This window comes from Collinsella sp. AF15-51, from assembly GCF_003462845.1.
Lineage (GTDB): Bacteria > Actinomycetota > Coriobacteriia > Coriobacteriales > Coriobacteriaceae > Collinsella.
On record NZ_QRYG01000021.1, the window covers coordinates 20,189 to 36,287 of the forward strand.

Genomic DNA, 16,099 nt, shown 5'->3' on the forward strand with positions numbered 1-16,099 from the left:
CCCCTGCATATTGAAAGGACCCTTCTATGGGCAAAGCACTCAAGCGCTGGTGGCCGCTCTTTATGCTGCCCACGTGCCTGGCGTTTATGATCGGGTTCGTGATTCCCTTTATCCAGGGTTTCTATCTCTCGTTCTGCCAGTTTATTACCATCAATAACGCGCACTTTGTCGGTATCGAGAACTACGTGCGCGCGCTGTCCGATCCGCAGTTCTCCACGTCGTTCTTCTTTACCGTGGCGTTTGCCTTCCTGTCGACGGTGCTCATCAACGTGATCGCGCTGGCCATTGCGCAGGCGCTCACTCGCAAGGCGCTCAAGGGCACCAACATCTTCCGTACGATTTTCTTTATGCCTAACCTGATTGGCGGCATTGTACTGGGTTACATTTGGCAGATTCTGATCAACTGCCTGCTCTCCAACGTGGGTGCCCAGCTTATCGCCCTCAACTCCGCCGCTGGCTTCTGGGGCCTTATCATCCTGACCCTGTGGCAACAGGTCGGCTACATGATGATCATCTACATCGCCGGTCTGCAGTCCATTCCGTCTGACTACATCGAGGCCGCCAAGGTCGATGGCGCTACGGCATGGCAGACGTTTTGGAAGGTTAAGATCCCCAACCTGATGCCGACCATCACCATCTGCCTGTTCCTGTCCATCACCAACGGCTTTAAGCTGTTCGACCAGAACCTCGCCCTTACCGGTGGCGCCCCGGCGCACTCCACCGAGATGCTCGCCCTGAACATCTACAACACGTTCTATTCGCGTGCTGGCATCGCATGGCAGGGCATCGGTCAGGCCAAGGCAGTTATCTTCTGCATCCTGGTTGTCGCTATTTCTATGATCCAGCTTAAGGCTACGAGGTCCAAGGAGGTGCAGCAGTAATGAAACGCGATAAGGCTATCAACCGCGCGCTCTCGATTTTCTTTACGATCCTGTCGCTCGCGTGGATCTACCCCGTGTTCATGATTGCGCTCAATTCCTTTAAGAAGGGGACCGCAATCAGCACCACCACGGCGTTCGATCTGCTCACGCCCGAGACGTTCAACGGCTTTGCAAACTACGTGCATGCCTTAAACGAGCAGGGTTTTGCCTCGGCGTTTATGTATTCGCTCATCATCACGGTCACGTCGGTCGTGCTGATCTTGGTGTGCTGCTCCATGTGCGCTTGGTACGTGGTTCGTGTCAACAACAAGATCTCGAACTTCTTCTATTACCTGTTCGTGTTCTCGATGGTCGTACCGTTCCAGATGCTCATGTTCACGCTGTCCAATTTGGCGGACCGCATCGGCTTCAACACGCCGTTCAACATCTGCTTTATCTATCTGGGCTTTGGCGCGGGCCTCGCGGTCTTTATGTTCGCCGGCTTTGTAAAGAACATCCCGCTCGAGATCGAAGAGGCGGCCATGATTGACGGCTGCAACCCGGTCCAGGTGTTCTTTAAGATCGTCCTTCCCATCATGAAGCCCACCTATCTTTCGGTCGGCATCCTTGAGACCATGTGGGTCTGGAACGACTACCTGCTGCCCTACCTTACGCTCGACTCCACCAAGTACAAGACCATTCCTATCTTGATCCAGTACTTCCGCGGCGGCTATGGCCACGTCGAGCTCGGCCCCATGATGGCATGCATCATGATGGTCGTCATCCCCATCGTCATCATGTACATCTTCTGCCAGAAGTACATCATTGACGGCGTTGTGGCAGGTGCCGTCAAGGGCTGATGCCGTAACTGTTTTGCAAGTTTTGGCGGCGCCCCTCAGCGCGGCGCCGCGTATCGAAAGGTAAAGACATGGCCGAGATCGTTCTCAAACATGTTCAGAAGGTGTATCCCAACAACGAGTCAAAAAAGAAGGGCTTCTTTGGCAAAAAGAAGAAGACCGAGGAGAAGAAGCACAACCTTAAGGTTACCGAGGACGGTGTGCTCGCTGTAGAGGACTTCAACCTCACCGTTCACGACCAGGAGTTCATCGTCCTCGTTGGCCCTTCTGGCTGCGGTAAGTCCACGACGATGCGCATGGTCGCCGGCCTGGAGGATATCACCTCGGGAGATGTGCTCATCGACGGCAAGCGCGTCAACGACGTCGCTCCCAAGGACCGCGACATCGCCATGGTGTTCCAGAGCTACGCTCTGTACCCCAACATGACGGTGTACGAGAACATGGCGTTTACGCTTGAGCTCAAGAAAGTCCCCAAGGACGAGATCGACCGCAAGGTCCGCTCCGCTGCCGAGATCCTGGGTATTACCGAGTACCTCGACCGTAAGCCCAAGGCGCTTTCGGGCGGTCAGCGTCAGCGCGTCGCCATCGGCCGCGCCATCGTGCGTGACCCTAAGGTCTTCCTGATGGACGAGCCGCTGTCCAACCTGGACGCCAAGTTGCGCAACCAGATGCGCGCCGAGCTCATCAAGCTGCGCCACGAGATCAAGGGCACGTTCATCTACGTCACCCACGACCAGACCGAGGCCATGACCCTCGGTGACCGTATCGTGGTCATGAAGGACGGCGTCGTCCAGCAGATCGCCACCCCGCAGGAGGTCTTCAACCATCCCGCGAACATCTTCGTCGCCGGCTTTATCGGCGTGCCGCAGATGAACTTCTTCGATGCCCAGCTGGTGCGCTCGGGCAACGGCTTTACCGTCAAGACCGAGGATATGAACGTGGCGCTCGCCCCCGAGACCTGCGCTCAGCTTGCTCTCAACTGGGACGGCGGCGACGTGAAGGAGATCACGGCCGGCGTGCGTCCCGAGCAGATTCTGCTTGCCGACAAGGACGAGGAGGGCGCGCTCCAGGGTACCGTCGAGGTGACCGAGCTCATGGGTTCGACCGAGCATGTCCACGTGACCGCTCCCGACGGCCAGTTTGTCCTGATTATCCCCGTCGTCGACCTCGAGGCCAAGGGCGCGCTCAAGGCAGGCGACCCCATCTGGTTCAAGTTCGAGAAGAACGCGACCCACCTCTTCGATAAGGTCTCTGGCAAGAACCTTATCTAGGCCCGATCCAATCAGGCCCTCCTTTTGGGCGACTGCGGCTTTGCCATCCTTTTGCCGTGGTCACATATAAGGCTCCCCTCCCGTCCACTGGGCGAGAGGGGAGCCTTTCTTTGTGTTGGGATTGTCTGACCGGTCGCTTGTCTCGATCTGTAACAGGTAGGGCCGATTTCGGACGTTAGATATTACAGATCGAGACGGTTCCGCTTAGCTAACCATTTCATCTAAATCTGTAACACCAAAGGCGAATTTCAGCTGCTAGATGTTTCAGATTGAGATATTGCTGCGGGACGATTCCGTTTGTCTCGATCTGTAACAGGAAGAACCAATTTTTGGTACCAGATGTTACAGATTGAGATAAACCCAAAGGGAGGGGCCGGTATGTCTCAATCTGTAACGGCTGGGACCGTTTTGGTTGAGTAATTGCTACGGATCGAGATTGTTTGGCCGAGTCGGATCACAGGGTAACGTGCGGGCACAAAAAACGGAGCCGTGTTGCCACGACTCCGTTTCTCAAGAGGATGGGTAAGGGGAATGAGCTAGCTCAGGTGCCAGATCTCGTCGTTGTACTGGGAGATCGTACGGTCGGACGAGAAGGTGCCGGCGTTGGCGATATTGATGAGCGCCTTGCGCATCCAGGCGTCCTGGTCCTCGTAGTCGGCCAGCACGCGCTCCTTGGTTTGGATGTACTCCTCAATGTCGAGCAGGGCCATAAACCAGTCCTTGCCCTTAATGTCGTCGTGCAGGCGCTGCAGGCGCTCGGCGTTGCCGGTTGCCATAAAGGCCGGGTTGGTGATGAAGTCCACCAGCAGTTTAATGCCGGGCTTGCGGTAGAGCGCACCGGCGTTGTAGGTGCCGTCGGCGTAGAGCTGCTCGACCTGTTTGGACGAGGCACCAAAGGTATAGATGTTCTCGTCGCCCACGAGCTCGGCAATCTCAACGTTGGCGCCGTCGAGCGTGCACAGGGTTAGGGCGCCGTTGAGCATGAACTTCATGTTGGAGGTGCCGCTCGCCTCCTTGGAGGCCAGGCTGATCTGCTCGGAGATGTCAGCGGCGGGGATCACGCGCTCGGCGGCGGTGACGTTGTAGTTCTCGATCATGACAACCTGCAGGTAGGGAGCCACGTCGGGGTCGTTTGCAATCCACTGAGACAGCGTCAAGATCAGATGGATGATGTCCTGCGCGATAGTGTAGGCAGGCGCCGCCTTGCCGCCAAAGATGATGGTGACGGGGTGCTTAGGTCTGTTGCCGTTCTTGATATCGAGGTACTTCCAGATGATGTAGAGCGCGAGCATCTGCTGGCGCTTGTACTCGTGGATGCGCTTGACCTGGACGTCGATGATGGCGTTGGAGGGAATGGTCACGCCCTGCTCGAGCGCCATGAACTGGCGCATGATGGCCTTGGCCTCGACCTTGGTGGCGGCCAGGCGCTCAAGAACGTCCTTGTCGTCAGCGAACTTGGCGAGTTTGCTCAGATCGCCGGTGCTGCGCCAATCGGTGCCGATCACATCGTCGAGCAGGCTGGCGAGCGCGGGGTTGGCCCCATGGATCCAGCGGCGGAAGGTGATGCCGTTGGTCTTGTTGGAGAACTTCTCGGGATAGATTTCGTAGAACGGATGAAGCTCGGTGTCCTCCAGGATCTTGGTGTGGAGGGCGGCTACGCCGTTGATGGAGAAGCCAAAGTGGATGTCCATGTGGGCCATGTGGACGGTGTCGTATTCGTCGATGATGGCGACGCGCGGGTCATCGTGCTCGGCCTTCGCGACCTCATCGAGCTTGACGATAATGTCGGCGATGGCAGGGGAGACCTTCTGCAGGCTGGCGAGCGGCCACTTCTCGAGCGCCTCGGCAAGGATCGTGTGGTTGGTGTAGGCGACCATGGAGCGCACGATGGTAACGGCCTCGTCAAACTCGATGTCGTGCTCGGTGGTGAGCAGGCGGATGAGCTCGGGAATGACCATGGTGGGGTGCGTGTCGTTAATTTGGACCACGGCGTAGTCGGCCAGATCGTGCAGGTTGCTGCCGCGCTCGACGGCCTCGTCGATCAGGAGCTGGGCGGCGTTGCTCACCATGAAGTACTCCTGATAGATGCGAAGTAGGCGGCCCTGCTCGTCGGAATCGTCGGGGTAGAGGAACAAGGTAAGGTTCTTGGCGATCTCGGTCTTGTCGAAGTCGATGGAGCTGCCGGGGACCAGGCCGTCGTCGACGCTCGCCAGGTCGAACAGGCGCAGGCGGTTCTTGGTGGGCTGGTCGTAACCGGGCACATCGATGTTGACGAGCTTGGAGGTAACGGCAAAATCGCCGAACTCGACGGTGTAGGAGCGGTCATCGTCGACTAGGATGTCCTGCTCACCGAGCCACTCGTCGGGGACGGCCTTCTGCTGATTGTCGACAAAGCGCTGACGGAACAGACCGTAGTGATAGTTGAGGCCCACGCCATCGCCGGTCAAGCCCAGCGTGGCGATGGAATCCAGGAAGCACGCGGCCAGGCGGCCCAGGCCGCCGTTGCCGAGCGAGGGCTCGACCTCGAATTCCTCGATCTTGTTGAGGTCGTGGCCTGCGGCGGTGAGCTGGTCCTTAACCTCGTCGTAGATGCCGAGGTCGATCATGTTGTTGATGAGCAGCTTGCCGATCAAAAATTCGGCGGAAATGTAATAGAGCTTTTTCTTGCCGTTGTTGAGCGGGCAGGTGGCGGAGCGCTCCTGCACGAGTTTGACCAGCAGCTTGTAAATGCGACGGTCGTCGAGCTGCTCGAGCGAGGTGCCAAAAGACTGCTCGGCGAGTTCCATGAGGTTAATTTGGGGCATGTTTTCTCCTGTGATGGGTTGTTTCATGTCTGCAATTCATAAGAATCCCGCGCGAGGGGATTGGGGTGGCCTCGCGCGGGTAAGCAAGCGCGTCCGCACGGTGGGGAGGGGTCGGGCGCGGTAGCTCCTATTGAGGAAGCTCGATTTCGGCTTCCGACGGGATGCGGAAGTAGGTCTCGGTCCAGTCGGTGAGTTTGTGCTCGAGCTCGCGGGTGATGGCGCCGTCGAGCATGCGCCAGGTCCAGTTGCCGCCCAGCGTGGCAGGGGTGTTGATGCGCGCCTCGTTGCCCAGGTTAAGCAGGTCCTGCATGGTGTAGATGCACGTGTCGCTCACGCTGGCGGCGATGGTTCGGTTGAGCGCGTCGGTGATGGGCTCGCCGGCCTGCTGATGGGTGTACAGGGCTGCCTGCTCGCGCTGACGCGGGGTAGCCGTTCCCTCAAACCAGCCGCGTGCCGTCTCGTTGTCGTGGGTGCCCACGTAGGCGACGGTGTTGGCAATGTAGTTGTGCGGCAGGTAGTACGAGTTGGTGCCCTCAAAGGCAAACTGCAGGATCTTCATGCCGGGGAAGCCCGAGTTGTCGCGCATGTCGATGACGCCGGGGGTGAGGAAGCCCAGGTCCTCGGCGATGATGGGCAGCGTGCCGAGCTTTTCCTCGAGTGTCTTGAAGAACTTGAGGCCGGGCCCCTGCGTCCACGAACCGTAGGACGAATCGGGCGAGGAGAACGGCACCTCCCAATAAGCCTCGAAGCCGCGGAAGTGATCCAGGCGGATGACGTCGTACATGTCGAGGGCGGAGCGAATGCGGCCCTCCCACCAGGAGAAGCCGCACGCCTCCATGGCGTCCCAGTCGTAGATGGGGTTGCCCCAGTACTGGCCGGTGGCCGAGAACTGGTCGGGCGGCGTGCCGGCGACGCTCACGGGATTGCCGGCGGCGTCGATCTTAAAGAGCTCAGGTGTCGCCCACATCTCGACGGAGTCACGCGAGACATAGATGGGCAGGTCGCCGATGATGAGAATGTCGCGCTCGTTGGCATAGGCCTTGAGGCGGCTCCACTGGCGATCGAAGAAGTACTGCGTCATCTGGTGGTAGAGCATACGCGCCGGATGGTCGGCGCAGACCTTGGCGGAAGCCTCGCCGCGGGTGCGGAGCTCCGCGGGCCACTCCCAAAACGCCTTGAGACCGCACTCCTCTTTGACGGTCATGAACTCACAGTAGGGGATGAGCCAGTCCTCGTTGGCCTGGATAAAGTCATCGAAATCGGCCGGCTTGTCGGCAGCAAAGCGCTCGGCGGCGCGGTCGAGAATCTGACGGCGGCCGCCAAAGATAGCACCGTAGTCGACATTGCTGGGGTCGGATCCCAGATACACGCCATCGATATCGCGCTGCTCCAGATACCCTGCCTCGATAAGCTCGGCAAAGTCGATAAAGTTGGGGTTGCCTGCGCGGGCCGAGAACGACTGATAAGGCGAATCGCCATAGCTGGTCGTCGTAAGGGGCAGAATCTGCCAGTAATGTTGTTTGCACGAGGCGAGAAAATCGACGAAGTCGTAGGCATTCCAGCCAAAGCCGCCGATTCCGTATGGTCCGGGCAGAGATGAGACGGGCATGAGGACGCCGCTTGCACGCTCCATGAATGCGCTCACCAACCTTCTTGTTGTGGGGTCGGCCTGCCGATGGGTGTGCAGTCCGCCTCCGATGTTCTGATTCGATACGCCTATTGTAAAACATGTTGTTTAAACATGTACAGGCAAGATAAAAAAGTTGGTCGATTTTCGGCGAATGGCTACATGCCATGAAAAAGCCCCGACCTCACAACGTGAGATCGGGGCAAGAACGGTATGTAGGTTTTTGCTACTCGGCGTCGGCGAAGCCGTTGGGGTTGTGGCTCTGCCAGTTCCAGCTATCGCGGCACATGTCCGCGATGTCGTACTGGGCCTTCCAGCCCATCATGCGCTCGGCCTTGGAGGCATCGCACCAGTTGGCAGCGATGTCGCCGGCGCGGCGCTCGCGGATCACGTAGGGCAGCTCCTTGCCACAAGCCTTGGAGAAGGCGGCGACGACCTCGAGTACCGAGGTGCCGGTGCCGGTGCCCAGGTTAAAGATCTCGACGCCGGTCTTGCCGTTCATCCAGTTAAGGGCGGCAACGTGACCAGAGGCCAGATCGCACACGTGGATGTAGTCGCGCACGCCGGTGCCGTCGGGGGTGGGGTAGTCGTTGCCAAAGACCTGAACGGCCTCGAGCTTGCCCACGGCGACCTGGGCGACATAGGGCACCAGGTTGTTGGGGATGCCCTTGGGGTCCTCGCCGATCAGGCCCGACGGATGAGCGCCGATGGGGTTGAAGTAACGGAGCAGCACGACGTCCCACTCGGGGTCGGCGGTGTGGACGTCCATAAGGATCTGCTCGATCATCCACTTGGTCCAGCCATAGGGGTTGGTTGCGGGCTTCTTGGGGTCTTCCTCGGTGACGGGCGGGTTGTCCGGGTCGCCGTAGACGGTCGAGGAGCTCGAGAAGATGATGGACTTGCAGCCATGGTTGCGCATGACGTCGATGAGCACCAGGGTGTTCTCGATGTTGTTGTGGTAGTACTCGACGGGCTTGCTCACCGACTCGCCGACGGCCTTAAAGCCGGCAAAGTGGATGACACGGTCGATCTGATGGGTATCGAAGATCTTGTTCATCGCATCGCGGTCGAGCACGTTGGCCTTGTAGAAGGTGAGGTTCTTGGCGGCTTCGTCGCCCACGATGGTCTTGACGCGGTCGACGGCGACGGCGCTGGAGTTGGAGAGATCATCGACGATGACGACCTGGTAGCCACCCTCGAGCAGCTGAACGACGGTGTGCGAGCCGATAAAGCCGGCGCCACCGGTAACGAGGACGCAGGTGTCTTTGGGGTCGAGTGCTTTGGACATGTAGTCTCCTATCGAATCAGGAACACTTCTAGAGGGGAGTATAGCGCAGGCGGGGACGCCCAAATGGTGCACTGTAGGAAAAGCAGAGGATTATGTTAACGTACTCATATAAGAGCTTGCTCAATTGTTACCTCAAATTTAACAATTGCTTACGAGCCGCCGAACTTGTAGTTTCCTGCCGTTCGTGGAAATCGTTGGGACGCGCCATATGTACGCTAATATGTATGAGTTGAGCGACATATAAATAAGCATGTAACGGAGTACATATGTCACCAAACAGCGATTCCATCCTTTCCCAGGAGCTCTCGCGCCGCACTGCCCTTAAGGCCCTGTTCGGCGCCGCTTCTGCGGCAGTTCTTTTTGGCCTGCCCACTCGCGCCCATGCGGCGGAGGCTTCCAAAGAAACCACCGATAAATTGAATGCCGCCCAGGCCCAACTCGACGAGGTTCAGGCCCAGCTCGACAGCATCGCAAATGAGTATGCGGCGCTGGCCAACAAGAATGCCCAGACCCTCAACGACATCGAGAATGTCCAGGGCAAGATTGACGACACGCAGGCCCAGATCGATGAAAAGAAGGCCGAGCTCAAGAAGAAGCGCAACGACCTTTCCGATCGCGTGGCCGCCAGCTACAAGTCCGGCGGTACGAACATCCTGTCGCTGCTGCTGGCCTCTGGCTCGTTTGAGGAACTCGTCGCCAACGCGCATTACGTTGAGAAGATCAACAAGAGCGACCGCGATGCCATCGAGGATATCCAGACGATTCAGGCTGAGCTCGACGCGCAGAAGACCGAGCTCGAAGCACAAAAGGCCAACCTGGAGAAACTCAAGGACCAGCAGACGGCTCAGATGCAGGATATGCAGGCCAAGCAGCAAGAAGTCCAGACCGTGCTGAACGGTCTTTCCGACGACGTCAAGGAGCTCATGGCTCAGCGCGATTCCGAGATTCTCGCTGCCGCCCAGGCCGAGGAGGCCGCTAGGAAGGCCGCCGCTGCCGCGGCCGCCGCGAACAAGAACAATTCCTACTCGGGTGGTTCGAGCTCGGGCGGTGGATCGTATGCGCCCGGAACTCCGCAGCAGAATGCCGGCTCGGGCAAGCAGCAGGCCGTCGTCAACGCGTGCTACTCCACGCCTTCGCCGGGTCAGAACTGGTGCGCGGCGTGGGTTACCAATGTCTTCCGCAATGCCGGCGTGGGCTATTTTGGCGGCAACGCGTGTGACATGTTCAACGCCTGGTGCTATAGCTCCGACCGCTCGGCGCTGCAGGTGGGCATGATTGTTGCCGACTCATCGCATAGCGGCACCGGTGCGCCGGGCCTGCTGTATGGCCACGTGGGCATCTATATCGGCGGCGGCATCGTTATGAGCAACGAGGGCCCCATTACGTCGAAGTCGCTCGATTCGTTTATTTCGTTCTACGGTACGGGCTCTGGCGTGCGTTGGGGCTGGCTCGGCGGCGTGGTGCTGTCGTAACGGCGGTTTGAAGTAAGTCGGTCCGTGGCTGCCCGGAAGGCATTAGGTTGCCTGCTCGGACAGTCCTGCTCGCACGGAGAGCACATTAAGTGCTCTCCGACTCGTGCGGAACTCGCGATCAACCTAATGCCTTCCGGGCAGCCACGGACCTCTCGGATCCAATGCGTCACACACCGGACTGGTTGTCTGAATAAATATGGCGAAGGCCCCTTTCGGGGCCTTTTTTAAATGAATTTATCGACTCCGTGGACTTTGGTTTTGGAATTTGGAGCCGACGGCTCACCAAAGTGGAAAATGAAATAGAACCTAGCTGCAATAATCGCCTTGTTGCGAACTCGAACTGATCATGTAGATTTAAAATAGCCGCAATTTACAATTGTCGAGCGGTGCGTTGGGTTGGAGCTGCTGCGGGTCCTATATGGATTGCGGTCTTGCGCCCCGATGTCCAAATAGGTTTCTCTCTCTAGACGGGAAGTTGCTCATGGACGCCATATATGACGGGGATGACTGGGTCGATCATTATACTTGGCGCCTGGTCGGCTCGAACGACAATGGGGATGTGGTGTTTGATGGACTATGTCCAAAGCATCTCCATCCTTTTGTCTCGTCGTTAATTGAGAGTTCCGCTCGTGTTGCCCCCTACAGCTCGGCATCGCTTCATGATACGGACGTTTTGAAGACCATAAGGGAGTCAATTGACGAGGGCACGATGAGCGGCCCGCTGTTTTCTCGGCTTGTGGGGCTAGATGAGATTGGCTCGAAACGACTGCTTGCGGGCGAAAAAGTGGAACTCACTTATCGGTCGATGATTTCAATCCTGCGGCTAGCCGATGTTCTTCGCAAATAAATGATAACGGGACAAGTGAGCTAGATCACTTGTCCCGTTATTAATTAAAGTGGATCGCGGTGGGCAGGCTATAAAAATTCGCCGACTCGGTGGACTTCGGGTTCTAGGTCTACGTTGAATTGGTCTTTGACGGTTGTTTGGATGTGGCGGATGAGTTCGTCGACGTCGGCGGCGGTGGCGTGGTCGGCGTTGACGATGAAGCCGCAGTGCTTCTCGCTCACCTGCGCGCCGCCAACGGCGTGTCCTCGCAGGCCGGCATCCATGATGAGTTTGCCGGCAAAGTAACCCTCGGGGCGCTTGAAAGTGGAGCCAGCACTCGGCATGTCGAGTGGCTGCTTGTCCTCGCGGCGCTGGCGGTAGTCGTCCATGTCGGCCTTAATCATCGCGGCGTTGCCCGGTGCGAGGTGGAAGGTGGCCGAAAGAACGATAAAGCCGTCGTCGGCGATGCGGCTCTTGCGATAGCCCAGGTTGAGTTCGTCGACATCGAACTCGATGATGTTGCCGCTGCCGCGGGTGCCGTCGTCGAGCTGGCGAGCGGGTTTGTAGACGCGCACGGACCCCAGCACATCGGCCATGCAGGCACCGTAGGCACCGGCGTTCATGTGGCAGGCGCCGCCGACCGATCCGGGGATGCCCGAGATGGGCTCCATGCCGGTGAGACCGGCCTCGGCTGCCGCAGCGGCGACATCGGAAAGCAAGGCGCCGGCTGCCGCCGTGACGTGCGTGCCGTCGACCGTAATGTCGGAGAGTCCCTCGCCCAGCGCCACGACGACGCCACGGATGCCCTTGTCGCCGACGAGCAGGTCGGAGCCGTTGCCCACGATGGTGAGGGGCAGATCGCAGCGATAGCAGGTATCGAGCGTGGCGACGAGGCCCTGCTCGGTATCGGGCGTGACAAAGACGTCGGCCGGGCCGCCGATCTTAAACGTGGTGTGCTCGCGCATGGGCTCGCTCATCAGTACGTTGTCCTCGCCGGCAACGCCAGCAAGCGCGCACAGCAGGTCCTCGTTAAAAAAATCGTTTTCGTGCATACTAATAGCCGCCTTTTGGTGGTCGTTGTCATCAATCGATTGCAATATACCCCACCCGGACGGATTTGGTGCGCTGGCGGCGATAAAACAGCCGTCTACCGGATTGGTAAAGTGTTTATCACCGAGGTAGAGGGGTAGTCGCTATACTTTCAAGAGATTGCGCGTAAACCCGGAAGGAGCGAGATGGCCAACAAAGTCACCCTCAAGCAGATCGCCCAGGAGGTGGGGCTTTCCCCCTCGTCGGTCTCGCTTGTGCTCAATAATCGGCCCTGTCGCATCTCGGAAGAAAACCGCAAGCTCATCAAAGAGGTCGCGGCGCGCAACCACTATGTTCCCAACCAGATCGCGCGCAGCCTGGTCATGCGCGAGTCGCGCACGCTAGGCCTTATCGTCCCTAACATCGAGAGCCGCTTTTTTGCTTCGCTCGCCGGTAGCCTGGAAAAGCGCTGCCGCGAGGACGGCTATGCGCTCTTCATTACCAGCTCGGGCGGAAGCGCCGATGACGATCTGGAGCTGCTGCGCCAGCTGGTGACGCGCGGTGTTGACGGCGTCTTTCTGGTGGTGGGTGACGAGTTCTCCGACGACCGCGCCCTGCGCGAAGAAGTCAGCCACCTGCCCATCCCGGCCGTGATGGTCGACCGTGCCATTGAAGGGCTCGAGTGCGACAAGGTGATGTTCGACCACGAGATGGGTGGCTACATGGCCACCCGCTATCTGATCGAGCAGGGCCACCGTCGCATTGCCTGCTTGGTTAACGCGCGCCGTTCCAATACGGGGCGTAAGCGACTTGCCGGCTATGAGCGCGCACTGCGCGAGGTTGGCTTGCCTATCGACGCGCGTTTGGAGTTTGAGAGCGAGTACTACATTCCGAGTGCCTACGAGGCCTCGGAGGCGGTGCTCGCAACTGATGCCACCGCTGTGTTCGCAAGTTCGGATAACATCGCCCTCGGTCTGCTCAAGCGCTTGCACGAGATGGGGAAGAGCATCCCGGGCGATATTTCGGTCGTAAGCTATGACAACTCGGCGGCCGACGTTCTCTTTGAGCCGGCGCTGACCGCGATTGAGCAGGATCCTGGTGTCCTTGCGGAGCATGCTTTTGGCTGCATGTCCAAGCGTCTTGCCGGTAGGGGCGGTAGGCGTGCCGAAGAGGTCGTTCTGGAGCCGGCACTTATCGTTAAGGACAGCGTGCTCGAGCTTACTAAACACAACTAAACACGTTTACCAATTTGCAGAGACCGAATGTGGAGCACCTGTGACAATCAACGCCGCAGGTGAATGTCGCGTTTTGCTAATCGATGGGATTGATAAGGGTGATAAAACGTTTTTTCACCATGATAAAACGTTTTAGCAAATATACTGGTCCCAACGAAAGGTTGCCGTATTGGAGGGTGACCGCACAGCGAAGGGACATAAACAATGGCTAAAACACTGGGGACGCCGTGGCAAAAGCTGGGCCACGAGGTGCCGGCTTCCGAGCTCGAGGGCGTCGACCTGTATTGGCGCGCATCGAACTATCTGTCCGTCGGTCAGATCTACCTTCGCTCTAACCCGCTAATGCGCCCCGACTTTGTCGACGAGAAAACCGGTGAGGTGCGCGACTTCGGTCGTCCGGACGTTAAGCACCGCCTGGTTGGCCACTGGGGCACCACGCCCGGCATCAACTTCCTGTTCGGTCACGTCAATCGACTGATCGCCGACCACAACCAGAATGCTATCTTCTTGATGGGCCCTGGTCACGGTGGCCCCGCCGGTACTGCTCAGTCGCTGCTCGACGGTACCTACCGCGAGATTCGCCCCGACATCACCAATGACGAGGCAGGCCTGCAGAAGTTCTTCCGCCAGTTCTCTTATCCCGGCGGCATCCCGAGCCACTTTGCGCCCGAGACGCCCGGTTCCATCCACGAGGGCGGCGAGCTCGGCTACACGCTCAGCCACGCTTACGGTGCCGTCATGGACAACCCGAGCCTGTTGGCCGTGGCCGTGGTGGGCGACGGCGAGTCCGAGACCGGCCCGCTCGCGACCTCTTGGCAATCCAACAAGCTCGTGAACCCGGCAACCGACGGTATCGTTTTGCCGATCCTGCACCTCAACGGCTACAAGATCGCCAACCCCACCATCCTCGCCCGCGTGTCCGACGAAGAGCTCACCAAGTTCTTTGAGGGCATGGGCTATAAGCCGCACTTCTTTGTCGCCGGCTTTGACGACGAGAGCCACGCAAGCATTCATGCGCGTTTCGCTGCCCTGTTTGAGCAGGTCTTCGATGAGATCTGTGACATCAAGGCAACCGCGCAGGCCCAGGCCGCCGCAGGCGAGACCGTGGTCCGCCCGGCCTACCCCATGATTGTGTTCCGCACGCCCAAGGGCTGGACCTGCCCCAAGCAGATCGACGGCAAGAAGACCGAGGACTCCTGGCGCGCGCATCAGGTGCCGCTGGCGAGTGCCAAGGACACCCACGAGCACTTCCGCGTGCTGCGCGAGTGGCTGCGTTCCTACAAGCCCGAGGAGCTCTTTACGCCCGAGGGCCAGGTGCGCCCCGAGGTGACGGCCTTTATGCCGACCGGCGAGCTGCGCATCGGCGCCAACCCCAACGCGAACGGCGGTAAGGTGCGTCGCGAGCTCGAGCTGCCCGATATCCACGCCCACGAGGTCCCCGTCGACACTAATGGTCATGGCTGGGGCTCCACCGAGGCCGCCCGCGTCTTTGGTGAGTACACTGCCGACGTTCTGGCCAAGAACATGGATGACTTCCGCATCTTCGGTCCCGACGAGACCGCGTCCAACCGCCTGCAGGCTGCCTACAAGGTGACCAAGAAGCAGTGGGACGCCGGCTTCTACGAGGACGAGGCCAACGACGAGCTGCTGGCAGGCTCCGGTAAGGTCGTCGAGCAGCTGTCCGAGCACCAATGCGAGGGCTTCCTCGAGGCCTACGTGCTCACTGGCCGTTCCGGCGTGTGGAGCTCCTACGAGAGCTTTGTCCATGTGGTCGACTCCATGGTCAACCAGCACTGCAAGTGGCTCGAGACTACCAAGCGCGAGATTCCGTGGCGTGCCCCCATCAGCGGCCTTAACATTTTGCTGTCGAGCCACGTCTGGCGTCAGGACCACAACGGCTTCTCGCATCAGGACCCCGGCTTTATCGACCTGCTGCTCAACAAGGCCAACGACACGCACATCGTAAACGCCTACTATCCGGCCGACGCCAACATGGCTCTCGCCGTGGCCGAGCGCGTCTACCAGTCCACTGACTGCGTCAACGCCATCTTCTGCGGCAAGCAGCCTGCTCCGACCTTCCAGACGGTCGACGAGGCCAAGGCGGAGCTCGCCGAGGGCGTTGCGACTTGGGAGTGGGCATCGACCGCCGATTCGCTCGCCGAGGCCGACGTCGTGGTCGCCACCTGCGGTGACGTGCCGACGCTTGAGGCTCTGGCTGCAACCGACATGCTGCGCGAGCTGGGCATCAAGGTATGGTTCGTCAACGTGGTCGACCTGCTCAAGATCCAGAACGTCTGCGAGAACGACCAGGCTCTCAGCGACGAGCGCTGGGCTGAGCTGTTCGGCTGCGGCGAGAAGCCCGTCTTCTTCGCGTTCCACGCCTATGCCGGCACGATTCGCCGCCTGATCTGGAACCGCCCCGGCCACGATGCCTTCCGCGTCCACGGCTACGAGGAGAAAGGCTCCACGACAACGCCGTTCGACATGCTGCGCCTGAACAACATGGACCGCTGGGCACTGGCCGCCGACGTGCTGCGCATGGTCGACGCCGATAAGTTTGCCGAGCAGATTGATAAGTGGGAGGCATTCCGCACCGAGGCCTTCGAGTTCGCGTGCGATGAGGGCTACGATCACCCGGCCTTCACCGACTGGGTCTGGCCCGACGCCGCAGCCGCAACAGCAGCCGACGGCGCGCTCTCCGCAACGCAGATGACCGCGGGCGACAACGAGTAAGTAGGCATCCGGGACGGTCTCGCGCTGGGGCCGCCTCCGGGCTGGTGCCCTTCCTCGGAGAAGTGGGCTTCGCGAACTTCTCCGAGGAAGGGCACCA

Annotated in this window: 11 protein-coding genes; 7 read left to right on the top strand and 4 right to left on the bottom strand. The window is 59.4% G+C overall.

Features of this window, described 5'->3' with window-relative positions; genetic code table 11:
• Window positions 1-26 precede the first annotated feature (26 nt).
• The 3 genes from DWW51_RS08990 to DWW51_RS09000 all read left to right on the top strand — a co-directional run bounded on the left by DWW51_RS08990 (window position 27) and on the right by DWW51_RS09000 (window position 2,988).
• The gene (locus DWW51_RS08990) at window positions 27-881 is read left to right on the top strand and encodes a carbohydrate ABC transporter permease (RefSeq protein WP_055252174.1); all 855 of its coding nucleotides are present in this window, start codon (window positions 27-29) and stop codon (window positions 879-881) included.
• Window positions 881-1,720: a carbohydrate ABC transporter permease gene (locus DWW51_RS08995; RefSeq protein WP_117564839.1), complete on the top strand. Its 840-nt coding sequence runs from the start codon at window positions 881-883 to the stop codon at window positions 1,718-1,720. Before DWW51_RS08990 ends, DWW51_RS08995 begins: the two co-directional genes overlap by 1 nt.
• A 68-nt stretch (window positions 1,721-1,788) precedes the next feature.
• On the top strand, window positions 1,789-2,988 hold the full coding sequence (locus tag DWW51_RS09000) for an ABC transporter ATP-binding protein (protein WP_055252176.1): 1,200 nt from the start codon (window positions 1,789-1,791) through the stop codon (window positions 2,986-2,988).
• Between the two features lie 536 nt (window positions 2,989-3,524).
• Here DWW51_RS09000 and glgP read toward each other — a convergent pair.
• From glgP to galE, 3 genes are all read right to left on the bottom strand, one after another.
• Window positions 3,525-5,792, bottom strand: coding sequence for a glycogen/starch/alpha-glucan family phosphorylase (gene glgP / locus DWW51_RS09005; protein ID WP_231501627.1), 2,268 nt, complete (start codon window positions 5,790-5,792; stop codon window positions 3,525-3,527).
• Window positions 5,793-5,919: 127 nt separating this feature from the next.
• On the bottom strand, window positions 5,920-7,437 hold the full coding sequence (gene malQ / locus DWW51_RS09010) for a 4-alpha-glucanotransferase (protein ID WP_231501628.1): 1,518 nt from the start codon (window positions 7,435-7,437) through the stop codon (window positions 5,920-5,922).
• A gap of 208 nt (window positions 7,438-7,645) precedes the next feature.
• The gene (gene galE, locus DWW51_RS09015; RefSeq protein WP_117736891.1) at window positions 7,646-8,707 is read right to left on the bottom strand and encodes a UDP-glucose 4-epimerase GalE; all 1,062 of its coding nucleotides are present in this window, start codon (window positions 8,705-8,707) and stop codon (window positions 7,646-7,648) included.
• Between the two features lie 266 nt (window positions 8,708-8,973).
• Between galE and DWW51_RS09020 the strand changes: the two genes are divergently transcribed.
• Together DWW51_RS09020 and DWW51_RS09025 are read left to right on the top strand one after the other, a co-directional pair.
• The gene (locus DWW51_RS09020) at window positions 8,974-10,179 is read left to right on the top strand and encodes a hypothetical protein (RefSeq protein WP_117774260.1); all 1,206 of its coding nucleotides are present in this window, start codon (window positions 8,974-8,976) and stop codon (window positions 10,177-10,179) included.
• 481 nt (window positions 10,180-10,660) lie between these two features.
• On the top strand, window positions 10,661-11,026 hold the full coding sequence (locus DWW51_RS09025) for a hypothetical protein (RefSeq protein ID WP_117736085.1): 366 nt from the start codon (window positions 10,661-10,663) through the stop codon (window positions 11,024-11,026).
• Window positions 11,027-11,094: 68 nt separating this feature from the next.
• On the opposite strand, the gene murB is transcribed toward DWW51_RS09025, so the two are convergent.
• Window positions 11,095-12,057: a UDP-N-acetylmuramate dehydrogenase gene (gene murB / locus DWW51_RS09030; RefSeq protein WP_117774261.1), complete on the bottom strand. Its 963-nt coding sequence runs from the start codon at window positions 12,055-12,057 to the stop codon at window positions 11,095-11,097.
• Window positions 12,058-12,240: 183 nt separating this feature from the next.
• On the opposite strand from murB, the gene DWW51_RS09035 reads away from it, so the two are divergent.
• Together DWW51_RS09035 and DWW51_RS09040 are read left to right on the top strand one after the other, a co-directional pair.
• Window positions 12,241-13,269 carry a LacI family DNA-binding transcriptional regulator gene (locus tag DWW51_RS09035; RefSeq protein ID WP_117774262.1) on the top strand — a complete coding sequence of 343 codons (1,029 nt, stop codon included), beginning with the start codon at window positions 12,241-12,243 and terminating at the stop codon, window positions 13,267-13,269.
• A gap of 204 nt (window positions 13,270-13,473) precedes the next feature.
• A complete protein-coding gene (locus DWW51_RS09040; RefSeq protein WP_117774263.1) occupies window positions 13,474-16,002 on the top strand; it encodes a phosphoketolase in 2,529 nt (842 codons plus the stop codon).
• Window positions 16,003-16,099 lie beyond the last annotated feature (97 nt).

Bases quoted from the DNA above. Each gene is read 5' to 3' on its own strand.
- DWW51_RS09035 (WP_117774262.1), top strand. From the start codon at position 12,241: ATGGCCAACAAAGTCACCCTCAAGCAGATCGCCCAGGAGGTGGGGCTT.
- DWW51_RS08990 (WP_055252174.1), top strand. From the start codon at position 27: ATGGGCAAAGCACTCAAGCGCTGGTGGCCGCTCTTTATGCTGCCCACG.
- DWW51_RS09040 (WP_117774263.1), top strand. From the start codon at position 13,474: ATGGCTAAAACACTGGGGACGCCGTGGCAAAAGCTGGGCCACGAGGTG.
- galE (WP_117736891.1), bottom strand. From the start codon at position 8,707: ATGTCCAAAGCACTCGACCCCAAAGACACCTGCGTCCTCGTTACCGGT.
- DWW51_RS09000 (WP_055252176.1), top strand. From the start codon at position 1,789: ATGGCCGAGATCGTTCTCAAACATGTTCAGAAGGTGTATCCCAACAAC.
- DWW51_RS09025 (WP_117736085.1), top strand. From the start codon at position 10,661: ATGGACGCCATATATGACGGGGATGACTGGGTCGATCATTATACTTGG.
- murB (WP_117774261.1), bottom strand. From the start codon at position 12,057: ATGCACGAAAACGATTTTTTTAACGAGGACCTGCTGTGCGCGCTTGCT.
- DWW51_RS09020 (WP_117774260.1), top strand. From the start codon at position 8,974: ATGTCACCAAACAGCGATTCCATCCTTTCCCAGGAGCTCTCGCGCCGC.
- glgP (WP_231501627.1), bottom strand. From the start codon at position 5,792: ATGCCCCAAATTAACCTCATGGAACTCGCCGAGCAGTCTTTTGGCACC.
- DWW51_RS08995 (WP_117564839.1), top strand. From the start codon at position 881: ATGAAACGCGATAAGGCTATCAACCGCGCGCTCTCGATTTTCTTTACG.